Raw genomic sequence first — 13057 nt, 5'->3', positions numbered from 1 at the left:
TTATCCTGGCTCGTGCCGGAAAACGCTTGTGCGCTATCCGGCACGAATTACCGCTTACTTATTCTGGTAATCTTTCAGGATTTGGCGTCCGGCGACGTAAATCATAATTTCGTCGGTGCCGCCGCCAATGCGCTCGCAGCGAACATCGCGCCAGAATCGGGAAACTCGCGCTTCATCGGTGTAACCCAGCCCGCCCATGATCTGAATGGCGTCATCAATCACTTCCATTGCCGTGCGGGCGCAATACAGTTTTGCCAACGCCGCGCTGGTCCGCAGCGACTGTTCCTGATCGGCCTGCCAGGCCACTTTCAACACCATATTGCGCATGTTTTCAATTTTAATCGCCATCAGCGCCAGTTTTTCCTGGATCATCTGGTTATGGCCAATCGGTTTACCAAATGCGATGCGCTGATTAGCGTAACGGGCGGCATCTTCGAAGGCGCACTCGGCGAAACCGGTACTACGCGCGGCGTTGATCAACCGTTCCATCTCAAAGTTGTACATGACGTTGAGGAAGCCCATGCCTTCTTCGCCGACCATATCGCTTTCGTCTACTTCAACATCATCAAGATAAACTTCGCAGGTGCTGAGCATGTGCCAGCCGATTTTATGCAGCGGATTAACCTTAATGCCGGGTTTCTTCGAATCCACCCACCACAGTGTAAAGGCTTTCTTCGGATCTTTCGGCTCCGGATCGCGAGCCAGTACCAGCATATAAGGATACTCTTTAGCGCCGGTGATAAAGGTTTTTTGTCCGTTGAGATATACCTTGCCGTTTTTGCGGGTGTAGCTGGTGGTGGCGCTGTTATTGTCTGAACCTGCTCCCGGTTCGGTTAATGCCAGCGCATAAGCCGGATCGCCCGTTTCCATGGTGCTTTCTGCCGTTTTACGTAACTGTTCGGCGGAGCCAAAACGACGCATACTGTGAATGCACTGACCGTTCGTGATTAAAAAAGCGGGTGCGCCGCATTTGGAAACTTCCATCAGTGCCAGCATCTGCGTGACGTAATCTGCCGGGAAACCGCCGAATTCTTCCGGAACGCCCAGCATTGAAATTCCGTTGTCCGCAAGGGCGCGCATAAACTCTTTCGGATAGGTAGCCGTCTGATCGCAGGTACGGAAATATTCCTCCGGGAAATTGCTGGTAATCAGTTCGCGAATGCTGGCAAGCAGCAGCTCTTGTTCTTCAGTTAATGAAAAATCCATCAGGGTACTCCTTTTAATTGGCGGCATCGGGCAATATAAAACCCATCGAAGCATCGATAAATAATCTTTCGTCCATTAGTTTCAGTTCCGGAGAAATAACCGGAGGGAAATCCATTTTGTCCAGAATGTCTTCCTGCAAAGAGACTCCTGGCGCAATTTCGACTAAATGAAGGCCATCTTCTTTTAACGTAAATACAGCACGCTCGGTGATGTAACGCACATCCAGTCCGCGCTCGAGTGCAATTTTTCCGCTGAAAGTGACTTCAGGTAATTCGTTGACGAATTTTTTCACCCGGCCTTCCTGCACGATATTTAATTTGCCATTGGCAACTTCCGTTTTCAGGCTTCCGGCAGTTAAGGTGCCGCAAAATATTATTTTCTTCGAGGTGGCGCTAATATCGATAAAACCGCCGGTCCCCATAATTTTGCCATTGAATTTATGTACGCCGACGTTGCCGTGGCGATCCACTTCGGCGAAGCTTAAATAGCATACATCCAGCCCACCGCCGTGGTAGAAGTCAAACTGGGAGGTCATATCCAGAATCGCGCGGGTGTTGACGTTGGCGCCAAAAGCGATGCCCTGGGAGGTAATTCCGCCAATCGGACCGGTCTCGACCGTCAGAATAAAGTCGTCAGCGCAGCCTTCTTCGCGTGCAACGAGACCAATACCATCGGCGATACCCACGCCAACGTTGCCGACCGCGCCTTTGCGCATTTCGAACAGGGCGCGTCGGGCCACCAGTTTACGCTGATTGAGCGGCAGGGCAGTCTGCTGGCTGTCATCAAGGACAAAATCGCCCGAGATAAAGCGGTTAACCGGCGCGCCGCCGTACAATTGAGTTTGATCGGGATCGATGACCACAATATCGACCAGATAGCCCGGAATACGCACGGCTTTTGGGTGCAGTGTGGCTTTCTTCACCATTTTTTGCACCTGCATCATGACGATACCGCCGTTGTTGTGAACGGCCTGAGCAATCACCAGCGCGTCGAGATACATAACTTCATCTTCAAACGTGGCGTAACCTTCGCTGTCGCAGGTGGTGGCGCGAATAAAGGCGATGTTTGGCGCAATGGCTTTGTAGTAGAGGTACTCTTTGTTATCAATTTCCACCAGCTTGATCAGATCTTCGGTGGTCACTTCATTCAGCTTTCCGCCCTGTTGGCGGGGATCGACAAATGTTCCGATACCGATCTCACTCAGAATACCCGGCTGGTGGGCTGCCGAGGCACGCAGGGTCTGGGTTAATACGCCCTGAGGATAGTTATAGGCGGCAATTTTATTCTGCTCAGCGAGGTCGGAAATTCGTGGTGATTGTCCCCAGTGGCCGCATAATGCCCATTTGACTAAACCTTCTTGTGCTAACGGGCTAATTCCACGGTCAGCACGGTCACCTAATCCCGTTGGGCTAATCAATGATAAGTTTCGGGGGGAGTGTGCGTTTTTATATTTTTCAGCCAGCGCGTTAATTAATGTTGTTGCTTCGAGAATACCGCCGCCTGCGCCTAATACACAGAGCGTTGCCTCATCAGGAATATAATTAATGGCATCCGCTGCGGATAATACGGGGACCCGACCATCAATGCGTTTTGGTCTTGATAATTTCATGTGAACTCCAGATTATATGCGTGCGACTACCTGTCGCTATATTCGACAATAATAATGTGAGTTATTTAATAATGTCCGGCCATCTGCCCGATATTCGTGATTAAGCGAATATCTGGGGCAGGGCATTACTGATATTAATATGGATAAACGGTACTATTACGCCTGATGCAATATGGTCAAAACGGTACGTAGGTCGGTGACCGAAATTTGCCCAGGGGCAGAGGCTTTTTTCACCGCGCCAAAGGTTGCCGCTGAACCGAAAACCTCACCGGACAGACGTGAAATCACCCCTGTTTTAGCCATCGACATAGTAATGATCGGGCGATCGGCATAGCGTTCCTGCATTTCCAGAGTTGCGCCAAGCAGGGTCAATACATCCGTCTTGTTTTGCGGCATCAGGGCGATTTTCGGGATATCAGCGCCAAGCTCCTGCATTTTACGCAGGCGCAGGACAATCTCTTGTGCCGCTGGCGTCTTATGGAAATCATGATTCGACATAATGACGGCGACATTTTTTGCATGTGCATATTCGACGGTGGCTTTAATCAGTTCGTCACCGGTGAAAAGCTCCAGGTCAATCATATCGACCAGACCGCTATCTACCGCCGCACGGTTTAGCGCAATATAGTTTTCGACAGCCAGCGTCTGTTCACCACCTTCTTTGGCACTACGGAAAGTGAACAGCAGCGGTTTGTCAGCCATCACCTCGCGGATGGCGCGTGCAGCTTCCAGTACGGCATCAACGGAGGACACCTCGGTGAAATGGTCAACGCGCCATTCCAGAATGTCGAAATCCGCCTCGCGATAGGCCAGCGCTTCGCTTTTTACCGTTGCGATGTCTTTACCCATCAGTGAGACAATGATCTTCGGCGCACCCTCGCCAATGACGAGGTTTTTTACGGTTACGGTTTTCATCGATTACCCTTTAAATATTTTACAAATGCTTGCCCATCAGGCTGCAAAACCCATAACCTGTTTCACATACTCAAGAGGGAAATCTTTCCCGGTCCAGAGTTTAAACTGTTCAGCCCCTTGCCATAACAACATGCCGTAACCATCAATCGTTTTGCAACCGGCAAGTTGTGCCTGTTGCAATAATTTGGTCATATGCGGGTTGTAGACGCATTCAGTCACCAGCAGATCCGGGCGTAGCAGGGAAACGTCGGTCACCAGAGATTCGTTCTCCAGCGGCTTCATTCCCACTTTCGTACCGTTGGTCAGAATATCCGCGCTGGCCAGTGCGTCCGCAAAAGCCTGTCGATCGTCGAGATCGATAACGGTGACCACGCAGTCGGTATTTTCATTAACACGTTTGGCGAATTCTTGCGCTTTGGCAAAGAACTCATCTTGACGGTTAAAGAGTTTGATTTCTTTGATGCCTTCAATCGCCGCCTGGGCGCCAATGGCCGTTGACGCGCCGCCTGCGCCCAACAGTACCATGGTTTTACCCCTGATATCGAAACCGCTTTCCTTGATGGCGCGAATATGCCCCGTGCCATCAGTATTGTAGCCGCGCAGGTAACCATCATCATTGACGATAGTATTAATCGCGCCGACCAGTTTGGCTGCAGGCGTTAATTCATCAACATATTCACATGCCAGCTGCTTGTTGGGCATCGAGACTCCGGTACCGCGCATCTTTAAAGCCTTCAGCCCGGCAATCGCATTAGCAAACGTGGAGTTATCGACTTCAAATGCCATGTAGGTAAAAGGTAATCCCGCTTTTTCTAATGCCTTATTTTGCATTTCAGGCGACAAGCTGTGTCTGATAGGGTAGGCCATCAGACCAATCAGTTCATATTTTGCAGTTACGTCCATTTGATACTCCTTCTAAGCAATTTATTGAAAATAACGTTCGCCCAACCGCACATCATTTTTGGGAATATCAAATACGCGGTAGTAACGAATAAAGACGATGATGGCGGTGATGAAGGCCAGCAAAGCAAATGCGAGGTCCAGCAAAATGATGTACTGCAGGCCAATGTTTGAAAGGTATCCGGTGATTAATGGGATAATAAAGTTGGCTACGCCCCCCATCATCATATAAATACTGGTGACCTTGGCTTTGCTCCTGGGGAAAAACTCTGACATCACCGAAACGCCGAGCTGTAAAATACCGCCTGCGGCAGAAAACCCGATAAGAAATGAACCGGCGTTACACACCAATGGGGATGGATATAAATAGATAACCGCTGCGGTGAGGGTTGCCAGCCCGGCGTTAAACACATTCGCCCAAATGGGTCGAACCATTTTCTTGAGCAGTACAGCAAAAATAAACACGCAGACCAGCGATCCCATACTGTAGTAAGAGATGGTTTTCAGCGCGTCGGCTTCTGCCATGCCGGCAAATGCCATCGCATATTTCGGCATCCAGACTACGATGACGTAAAAGGTCGAGAATGCGGCCACCCCAAACATAACGGAGGCTACGCCTTCTAGCCAGACCAGCGGTTTACTGTTCATCTGTGGTAGCTCTTTTGCAATGCCCGCATCCACCATCTGGCTGGGGAAACGGCTTTTGAGCAGCATCAACGTTATGATGACGAACAGTATCCCCGGGATAATGACCGCATAGCCGTACCAGATATGGTTGAGCAGCATGGTGCTGACGACGATGGGGTAGATCATCTGCCCGAATGAGACCATCGCTTTAACCAGGATAACCGCTGACCCAGACGCCTTAGGGAAGCATTCCATCAAAGCCGGATAGCCACCTGTATCCAGGGCCGAGTTAGCGACGCCGACACAAACAGCGAGAATAAAGGCAATCATCAGATTCGGGCTGGCGGGAATGCCGAAGAAAAACAGCATGTACAGAATTGCCCCTAACAGAATGATAGCCCGTCTACCAAATTTATCTGAGAGCACACCAAAGAATAAAATACTCACCAGGCGACCAAGACCAATGCCGGAAATTAAATAGGCTATCCCAGCATTGTCGGTGGAGAATTTTTCTGCAAGAGAACTCATGTTTTGCGCCAGTGTAATGACGCTAATGCCGTGTAAAAAATAACTTAAATAAATACAGATTATCGCCAAAAGAAATGGCGTATTAAAGGTCTTATTTTGAGACATGTTCACAACTCCTTGCGGATTTTAAAATTGTTCTGTGCTCGTCGATTTTGTTTAAATTGCGGCGACCTTGTGATTAATATACCGAGGCGCTGATATTGTGCCTACATAGCATGGCGTTTAAGTTACCAGGTATGTTGCATGCTCAACTGTGAAACTTAATTCTTTCAACCAACATTTTGCTGAAGTTTTAAAACCGCGACCAATTATTTTGCAGCGGGGGAGAACAATATTGCATCCGCGTTATTTTACGACCATCGCCATGTTTAGTTGCTGCTTTGTCGCGATACGGCTGCGATAGCCAATAAACAATGCTAACAGGAAGCCTACCGCGGCTATGCCGGTATCAAACCACATGATGTGAGCAATGCTGGTCTGCGAGAGTCTTGCCGTTATCAGTGGGATGGTGAAGGTCGCAATGCTGCCCGCGCTGTAGTAAATCCCGGTAGCTTTGCCCTTCGCATCGGGAAAGCGTGCGGCCATCAGCGTTAAACCGATTTGTACAACGCCTCCGGCTGAAGAGAAACCGATGACAAACGCGAAGACGATCACCATGTAGATCGACGGATGCAGGCAGACCATCAGCAATGCGATAAATGAGATAAAGGTGTACAGCATTAACAGAGAGGTTGCGCGCCCCGTCTTTCGTGCCAGTGGCGCGGTGATCAACACACACAGTAGAGAACCGCAGGTGTAAATGCTTAACAGCTTGATCGATAAGGTGTAGGACATCCCAGCGACAAACTGTCCGTACTGTGCCAACCACTGGCTTATCAGATAAAATGTCGCCATGGCGATGTAGCCGTACAGAGTGTAACTGGCGAGATCGAGAAGAGAACAACGATGTTCAGATTGTATGCTTTTCTGTTCAACGGGTAATGCCTTGAGGGGGGCTTGATGCCCAGGATGGGCCGGGAATCGACAGCGAAACAAAAATATGCCATTGATTAGCATTACCGCGGCCGCCACAAGGAAGGACCAGCCAAACCAAAGTTCTGCCCACACCAGCAGACTGATAATCATCGGCAGCAGAAACTGACCGATGGAAACAAACGCTTTAATTAAGATATTAACCGTGCCGGGAGAGCGGGGAAACGCCTCCATCAGGCTGGGGTAAGTTCCGGCGTCAAGAAAACTGTTTGCCATTCCGGCTAAAAATCCAAAAGCATAGGCAATATAAATGCTGTGAGTATTGATGATGCCTACAAAGAACAGCAGGTAGCAGGCCATGCCTAAAATAATAAACGGTCTGCGGCCATAGCGATCGGAAAGCATGCCCGCCACCAATAACACGCTTAAACGGCCAATGCCGAGTGAGGAAATAACAATTGAGACGCCTGCGGCATCGGTGTGCCACTGTTGTTCCAGTGAAGACATATTGAGGCTCATCAGAATGACCCCCATGCCGTGTACCAGGTAATTAAAGTACAGCCCTATCGCAGTGGAGAAATAGGTGTTTTTCATAATATGTTACTCAGCGAAGAGGCTAAATGAGTGTGGCGCTGCGGTCTCTTAACACAAACGCTCAAGGTCGTGGGCATACAGTTCAACAGCGGCCGATTGATAGATTTTCCAGTCGAGAAAATCATCGTGCTGATAAACCGCCTGAAAAGAGATCAGATCGGGAAAGAAACGCATGGTGTTATTACCGATACGGTTATTTATTTTTTCGATAATGGCGTTAATTCTTAACTTTCGTCTGGCTTTCATTTCTGCACAAATGCGCGTGATGTCTTCCGGGATTTCCCTTTCGCCATTCTCCCATTGTTGCCAGGCGGCAACATTGTGATCCCGCGAGATATACATAGCGCTTTCTTCTACCGTCATAGCAAAAATATGGCGGATAGCCTGGAGTTCTAATGCGTTCATTATTTGATCACCTCATAAAAGACGGTGGAATAGTAATAACATTGCTGTGGATATTTCGGCTTGAAGAGAGTCACAGTATCTTGTGCAATATTATTTGTTTATCAACGGGGAAGAGGGGATCTGTGGTGCGGTAAGGCTGGTGGCGAGGCGCGCGAAGGACAAAAAAAAGCCCATCGTGGGAGATGGGCAAAGACTACACACAGCAATTCGTTGTTTCACTCAGGGGATTTCCATGCTTATAAATCAATGTGTTGATCTAAAGCCATGGGCTAATAGTAGGCATACTGATTTTTTACGTCGATCAGATTCATCTCAATAGTTTAAAAACTGTAAATAATTTGCGAAGCAAATGAGTATTTAAAGAAGGATAACGTTGGGTCTTATTCAGTAAGTGGGCGGAATTGATTAGCAATGTTAAACAATCAGGCGGCGGTGCCGCCTGACGTGGGATTACTTATTGCGTTCGATTTCAGCAATTTCTTCGAGGATTTCGTCGGGATCGCTACCTGGCGCAGGGGCTTCGTTTACCCAGGCGGAGAACAGACGCCAGGACACGGCCAGTACCACCGGGCCGATAAACAGACCAATCATGCCGAAGGCAATCAGTCCGCCGATGACCCCTGAGAGAATCAGGATCAGCGGCAAATCGGCCCCCATGCGAATCAGCATCGGGCGAATAACGTTATCCAGCGTTCCGACCACGCCGCTCCACACCAGCAGCACCGTGCCCCAGGTTGAATCGCCCGTCCAGTACAGCCAGATAATGGCCGGGACCAGCACCGGCAATGGCCCCAGTTGCACCAGACAAGACAGGATCATCAATACAGCCAGCAACGTGGCGTACGGCACGCCGGTTACCGCCAGACCAATACCACCGAGCACTGCCTGCACCAGCGCGGTGACCACAACGCCTAATGCGACGGCGCGAATGGCTTGTGCTGCCAGCAGAATGGCGGCATCGCCACGTTTGGATGCCAGGCGACAAGCGAAGTGGCGAATACCTAACGCCACCTGTTCACCGCGCCAGTACAGCAGGGCGCTGAAAAGCAGCATCAGACCACAGTGCATCATAAAGCGGCCAAGGTGTGCAGCCTGGCCAACAAACCAGGTCGTCGTCGTGCCGATATAAGGACGAACCTTGGCCATGATGGCCGCGCCGCCCATATCCAGCAGACTGTGCCACGCGGCATACAATTTGGCGCCGACCAACGGAATACTGTTCAGCCACGCCAGATCCGGCAGGGTCATATCGCCTGCGGTTACGGCATGGATCAATGGCCCGCTGCCATCAACAATGCTATTGACCAGTAGCGCGATAGGAATGATGAACAACAGCACCAGCAGCAGGGTCATCACCAGCACAGCCAGCGAGCGACGGCCCCAGAGCAATTTTTGTAAGCGTAGCAGGATCGGCCAGGTCGCAATGACCACCGTCCCCGCCCATGCAAAACCGAGGATAAAGGGCTGAACAATCCAAAGACAGGCCACAATCATGACGGCTAAAAACAGCGCCGATAGCAGCACTTGTGCAATATCCTTGGGCTGGCGGAAATTTACCATAAATACTTTTCACCTTTGTCTTTGCGCCAGAACGTTGACGCGACGTGAACACTTAAATGACACCCTGTAATGATGAGCAATTTCAGCGGTTTTTAACAGGCGGATTCTGCCTTTAAATCTGCTGAGCGTATTAGAAAAAAATGTGATACAACAAACAAAGCAACACGCAAACGATTAAATTCACAACACAGACCGCAGGAAAGGGTCACTATAATGATTCCACAAATTTCTCAGGCGCCAGGTGTCGTTCAACTGGTGCTCAATTTTTTGCAGGCACTGGAGCAGCAAGGATTTACGGGCGATACGGCAACGAGCTATGCCGATCGTCTGACAATGTCGACGGATAACAGTATTTATCAGCTGCTTCCTGATGCTGTCGTATTCCCTCGTTCAACCGCAGATGTGGCGCTCATTGCTCGTCTGGCAGCGGAACCTCTTTTCTCTTCGTTGATTTTTACCCCACGCGGCGGCGGCACCGGGACCAACGGTCAGGCGCTAAATCAGGGCATTATTGTTGATATGTCCCGCTATATGAGCCGCATCATTGAAATCAATGCGCAGGAAGGTTGGGTGCGGGTCGAAGCCGGGGTGATAAAAGACCAGCTCAACCAGTTTCTGAAGCCTTACGGCTATTTCTTTGCCCCCGAGTTATCCACCAGTAACCGGGCAACGCTGGGTGGGATGATCAATACCGACGCATCCGGACAAGGCTCGTTGGTTTACGGTAAAACCTCCGATCACGTGCTGGGTATCCGCGCGGTGCTAATGGGCGGCGATATTCTTGATACCCAGCCAATGCCGGTCGAACTTGCCCAAACGCTGGGTAATAGCAACACCACTATTGGCCGCATTTACAAGACGGTTTATGAGCGTTGCCGCGACAACCGACAGCTGATCATTGATAAATTCCCGAAACTTAATCGCTTCCTGACCGGTTACGATCTGCGGCACGTCTTTAACGATGAGATGACCGAATTTGATTTAACCCGCATTCTTACCGGCTCTGAAGGCACGCTGGCGTTTATCACCGAAGCCCGTCTCGATATCACGCCGCTACCCAAAGTCAGACAACTGGTTAACGTTAAGTACGACTCTTTCGACTCGGCATTGCGTAATGCCCCGGTGATGGTGGAAGCGCGCGCGCTGTCGGTAGAAACCGTCGACTCCAAAGTGCTTAACCTGGCACGGGAAGATATTGTCTGGCACTCGGTAAGTGAATTGATTACCGATGTGGCGGATAAAGAGATGCTGGGTCTGAATATTGTGGAGTTTGCCGGTGACGATGAAGCATTGATTGATTCGCAAGTCAGCGCACTGTGCGAACGGCTGGATGGCTTAATTGCGCGTCAGGAAGCGGGTGTTATAGGCTGGCAGCTATGTACCGAGCTGGCAGGCGTCGAGCGCATTTACGCGATGCGTAAAAAAGCTGTCGGTCTGCTGGGGAATGCGAAAGGGGCCGCGAAGCCGATTCCGTTTGCTGAAGATACCTGCGTTCCGCCGGAACATCTGGCTGACTATATTGCCGAGTTCCGTGCGCTACTCGATAGCCACGGCCTGAGTTACGGCATGTTTGGTCACGTGGATGCAGGCGTGCTGCACGTCAGACCGGCGCTGGATATGTGCGACCCGCAGCAGGAAGTGCTGATGAAAAGCATTTCTGACGATGTTGTCGCGCTGACGGCAAAATATGGCGGTCTGCTGTGGGGCGAGCACGGGAAAGGTTTTCGTGCAGAATATAGCCCGGCGTTCTTCGGTGAGGAACTGTATCGAGAACTGCGTAAAGTGAAATCGGTGTTTGATCCGCAAAACCGGCTCAATCCTGGCAAAATCTGTCCACCGGAAGATGTTGATGCGCCGATGATGAAAGTGGACGCGGTGAAGCGCGGAACGTATGACCGTCAGATCCCGCTGGCCGTCCGCCAGGAGTGGCGTGGGGCGATGGAGTGTAACGGCAACGGGTTATGCTTTAACTTTGATGCGAAAAGCCCGATGTGTCCGTCGATGAAAATCAGCCTCAACCGCATCCATTCACCGAAAGGGCGAGCTACGCTGGTGCGTGAATGGCTGCGTCTGTTGGCAGATCGCGGGATTGACCCGCTACAGCTGGAAAAAGAGCTACCGGAAAAACGTGCCAGTTTACGTACGCTGATTGCCCGTACCCGCAACAGCTGGCATGCGCGCAAAGGCGAATACGATTTCTCGCACGAAGTGAAAGAGGCAATGTCGGGTTGTCTGGCGTGTAAAGCCTGCTCCACACAGTGTCCGATTAAAATCGATGTGCCGGAGTTCCGCTCACGCTTCCTGCAGTTGTATCACACGCGTTATCTGCGGCCGTTGCGCGATCACATGGTGGCGACCGTTGAGAGTTATGCGCCGTTAATGGCGCGGGCGCCCAACGCGTTTAACTTCTTCATCAACCAGCCGCTGGTGCGTAATCTGGCTAAAAAGCACATCGGCATGGTCGACTTACCGCTGCTGTCTGCGCCGTCGCTTCAACGTCAGTTGGTTGGCCATCGTTCCGCCAATATGACGCTGGAACAGCTCGAATTACTCAGCCTTGAGCAAAAAGCCCGTACGGTGCTGGTAGTGCAGGATCCGTTCACCAGCTATTACGATGCACAGGTGGTGGCTGATTTTATACGTCTGGTTGAAAAGCTGGGTTTGCAGCCGGTACTGCTGCCGTTCTCGCCAAACGGCAAGGCCCAGCATATTAAGGGCTTTTTAAACCGTTTTGCTAAAACCGCAAAGAAAACATCTGAGTTTCTCAATCGGGTGGCGAAGCTGAATATTCCGATGGTGGGTGTCGATCCGGCGCTGGTGCTTTGCTATCGCGATGAATACAAACTGGCGCTCGGGGAACATCGGGGCGATTTCCATGTGTTACTCGCCAACGAATGGTTATCGACAGTTGTGGAGTCACAGCCGCCAGTCGCTGTGGGCGGTGAAGCGTGGTACTTCTTTGGACACTGTACCGAAGTGACGGCCCTGCCGGGCGCGCCTGCTCAGTGGGCGGCTATTTTTGCCCGCTTTGGCGCAAAGCTGGAGAACATCAGCGTAGGGTGCTGTGGCATGGCGGGCACCTATGGCCACGAAGTGAAGAATCATCAGAACTCACTGGGGATCTATGAGCTATCATGGCACCAGGCAATGCAACGATTGCCGCGTAACCGTTGTCTGGCTACCGGATACTCCTGTCGCAGTCAGGTTAAACGCGTTGAAGGCACGGGCGTTCGCCATCCATTACAGGCACTGCTGGAGATTATAGGATGATCTGGAAACGTGAAGTCACACTCGAAGCGCTCAACGCCATGGGTGAAGGAAATATGGTTGGGCTGCTTGATATTCGTTTTGTGCACATTGGCGATGACACGCTGGAAGCCACAATGCCGGTAGACCATCGTACTAAACAACCTTTTGGTTTGCTGCACGGCGGCGCGTCCGTGGTGCTGGCTGAGAGCATTGGTTCGGTGGCTGGCTACCTGTGTACTCAGGGTGAGCAAAAAGTGGTGGGTCTGGAGGTCAACGCCAACCATATTCGCTCGGCGCGGGAAGGGCGCGTCAGAGGGGTATGTCGCGCGGTGCATACCGGCTCCCGTCATCAGGTATGGCAAATCGAAATCTTCGATGAGCAGGGACGATTGTGCTGCACGTCGCGTCTGACGACAGCAATTTTGTGATGCATATTGCTTTTGGTCATTATCTGCACAGGGAATGGTGTTATACTGTGCAGGTTTTGAACAC

General features: G+C 50.9%; 10 protein-coding genes and 1 other RNA gene. 2 read left to right on the top strand and 9 right to left on the bottom strand.

Going from position 1 to position 13057, the window contains the following annotated elements; all coding sequences use genetic code 11:
* Positions 1-54: 54 nt before the first annotated feature.
* The 9 genes from O6D90_RS12835 to ydiK form a co-directional block, all read right to left on the bottom strand.
* A complete protein-coding gene (locus O6D90_RS12835) occupies positions 55-1206 on the bottom strand; it encodes an acyl-CoA dehydrogenase (RefSeq protein ID WP_016156355.1) in 1152 nt (383 codons plus the stop codon).
* A 13-nt stretch (positions 1207-1219) separates the two neighbouring features.
* Positions 1220-2815 (bottom strand): acyl CoA:acetate/3-ketoacid CoA transferase, encoded by a 1596-nt coding sequence (locus O6D90_RS12830; RefSeq protein ID WP_046274671.1) that lies wholly within the window; start codon positions 2813-2815, stop codon positions 1220-1222.
* A 156-nt stretch (positions 2816-2971) separates the two neighbouring features.
* Positions 2972-3730, bottom strand: a complete 759-nt coding sequence (gene aroD / locus O6D90_RS12825) for a type I 3-dehydroquinate dehydratase (protein ID WP_016156357.1) — start codon at positions 3728-3730, stop codon at positions 2972-2974.
* Positions 3731-3766: 36 nt separating this feature from the next.
* Positions 3767-4633: a quinate/shikimate dehydrogenase gene (gene ydiB / locus O6D90_RS12820; RefSeq protein ID WP_016156358.1), complete on the bottom strand. Its 867-nt coding sequence runs from the start codon at positions 4631-4633 to the stop codon at positions 3767-3769.
* 21 nt (positions 4634-4654) lie between these two features.
* Positions 4655-5890: an MFS transporter gene (locus O6D90_RS12815; protein ID WP_016156359.1), complete on the bottom strand. Its 1236-nt coding sequence runs from the start codon at positions 5888-5890 to the stop codon at positions 4655-4657.
* A 240-nt stretch (positions 5891-6130) separates the two neighbouring features.
* Positions 6131-7351 (bottom strand): MFS transporter, encoded by a 1221-nt coding sequence (locus tag O6D90_RS12810; RefSeq protein WP_271143106.1) that lies wholly within the window; start codon positions 7349-7351, stop codon positions 6131-6133.
* A gap of 48 nt (positions 7352-7399) precedes the next feature.
* Positions 7400-7756: a YdiL family protein gene (locus tag O6D90_RS12805; protein ID WP_016156361.1), complete on the bottom strand. Its 357-nt coding sequence runs from the start codon at positions 7754-7756 to the stop codon at positions 7400-7402.
* A 158-nt stretch (positions 7757-7914) separates the two neighbouring features.
* An RNA gene (rprA, locus tag O6D90_RS12800) (antisense sRNA RprA) lies at positions 7915-8022 on the bottom strand.
* A gap of 184 nt (positions 8023-8206) precedes the next feature.
* On the bottom strand, positions 8207-9316 hold the full coding sequence (ydiK, locus tag O6D90_RS12795) for an AI-2E family transporter YdiK (protein WP_016156362.1): 1110 nt from the start codon (positions 9314-9316) through the stop codon (positions 8207-8209).
* A gap of 213 nt (positions 9317-9529) precedes the next feature.
* Between ydiK and ydiJ the strand changes: the two genes are divergently transcribed.
* Both ydiJ and menI read left to right on the top strand, forming a co-directional pair.
* Positions 9530-12586 carry a D-2-hydroxyglutarate dehydrogenase YdiJ gene (gene ydiJ, locus O6D90_RS12790; protein WP_271143105.1) on the top strand — a complete coding sequence of 1019 codons (3057 nt, stop codon included), beginning with the start codon at positions 9530-9532 and terminating at the stop codon, positions 12584-12586.
* Positions 12583-12993 carry a 1,4-dihydroxy-2-naphthoyl-CoA hydrolase gene (menI, locus tag O6D90_RS12785; protein ID WP_016152900.1) on the top strand — a complete coding sequence of 137 codons (411 nt, stop codon included), beginning with the start codon at positions 12583-12585 and terminating at the stop codon, positions 12991-12993. Before ydiJ ends, menI begins: the two co-directional genes overlap by 4 nt.
* The last annotated feature ends 64 nt before the right edge of the window (positions 12994-13057 follow it).

The organism is Citrobacter sp. 21OH12SH02A-Citro, assembly GCF_027919895.1.
In the GTDB taxonomy this organism is placed as follows: domain Bacteria; phylum Pseudomonadota; class Gammaproteobacteria; order Enterobacterales; family Enterobacteriaceae; genus Citrobacter; species Citrobacter braakii.
Note: the sequence above shows the minus strand (reverse complement) of the source record. Positions and strands in the feature narration are given on the sequence as shown.

Coding starts and splice junctions, on each gene's coding strand:
- O6D90_RS12835 (WP_016156355.1), bottom strand. CDS start 1,206: ATGGATTTTTCATTAACTGAAGAACAAGAGCTGCTGCTTGCCAGCATT.
- O6D90_RS12830 (WP_046274671.1), bottom strand. CDS start 2,815: ATGAAATTATCAAGACCAAAACGCATTGATGGTCGGGTCCCCGTATTA.
- aroD (WP_016156357.1), bottom strand. CDS start 3,730: ATGAAAACCGTAACCGTAAAAAACCTCGTCATTGGCGAGGGTGCGCCG.
- ydiB (WP_016156358.1), bottom strand. CDS start 4,633: ATGGACGTAACTGCAAAATATGAACTGATTGGTCTGATGGCCTACCCT.
- O6D90_RS12815 (WP_016156359.1), bottom strand. CDS start 5,890: ATGTCTCAAAATAAGACCTTTAATACGCCATTTCTTTTGGCGATAATC.
- O6D90_RS12810 (WP_271143106.1), bottom strand. CDS start 7,351: ATGAAAAACACCTATTTCTCCACTGCGATAGGGCTGTACTTTAATTAC.
- O6D90_RS12805 (WP_016156361.1), bottom strand. CDS start 7,756: ATGAACGCATTAGAACTCCAGGCTATCCGCCATATTTTTGCTATGACG.
- ydiK (WP_016156362.1), bottom strand. CDS start 9,316: ATGGTAAATTTCCGCCAGCCCAAGGATATTGCACAAGTGCTGCTATCG.
- ydiJ (WP_271143105.1), top strand. CDS start 9,530: ATGATTCCACAAATTTCTCAGGCGCCAGGTGTCGTTCAACTGGTGCTC.
- menI (WP_016152900.1), top strand. CDS start 12,583: ATGATCTGGAAACGTGAAGTCACACTCGAAGCGCTCAACGCCATGGGT.